The organism is Hymenobacter edaphi (assembly GCF_003258365.1).
Lineage (GTDB): Bacteria > Bacteroidota > Bacteroidia > Cytophagales > Hymenobacteraceae > Solirubrum > Solirubrum edaphi.
On record NZ_QHKM01000035.1, the window covers coordinates 1 to 599 of the forward strand.

General features: G+C 52.3%; 2 tRNA genes and 1 rRNA gene. All 3 read right to left on the reverse strand.

Annotated elements, in window-relative coordinates:
• Positions 1 to 167 precede the first annotated feature (167 nt).
• A tRNA-Ala gene (locus tag DLM85_RS24795) sits at positions 168 to 241 on the reverse strand.
• Positions 242 to 278: 37 nt separating this feature from the next.
• Positions 279 to 352 (reverse strand) — tRNA-Ile (locus DLM85_RS24800).
• A 128-nt stretch (positions 353 to 480) separates the two neighbouring features.
• Positions 481 to 599: ribosomal RNA gene (locus DLM85_RS24805) — 16S ribosomal RNA — on the reverse strand; the annotation flags it as partial.

Sequence of the window (599 nt, forward strand, 5' to 3'; positions counted from 1 at the left end):
CAGAGTAATCATGGATCTATCGTTTGCTCGTGTGATGCCAACCTCCATTGCTGGAGTTGGCATGTTTTTCTCTTGTTTGCTAGCCGTTACGTCAAAGAACGTGTACCAGACCGATCGTCTGATGCAGTGGAATTACAAGCCGCGCTTGAATTCCGAGAGTAAGAGAGTGGAGAATAACGGATTCGAACCGTTGACCCCCTGCGTGCAAGGCAGGTGCTCTAGCCAGCTGAGCTAATCCCCCGTCGTTGTTGTCTACGCCGGCCGGACGCCGAAGCGAGTGGGCCTGCGTGGACTCGAACCACGGACCTCGACATTATCAGTGTCGCGCTCTAACCACCTGAGCTACAAGCCCGGGTCTTCAGTCTTTGCCCTGCGGCAAAAATGAATCCTCGTTACTCAACAATATTATTTGAGCGAGTGTGAAAACAACTTGGTTCAAACGTTTGAACAAATCCGGTCAGCGTAACAAAAGTGCTCCAGAAAGGAGGTGATCCAGCCGCACCTTCCGGTACGGCTACCTTGTTACGACTTAGCCCCAGTTACCTGTTCTACCCTAACTGGCTCCGTTGCGGGGCACCAGCTTCAGGTCTACCAGACTT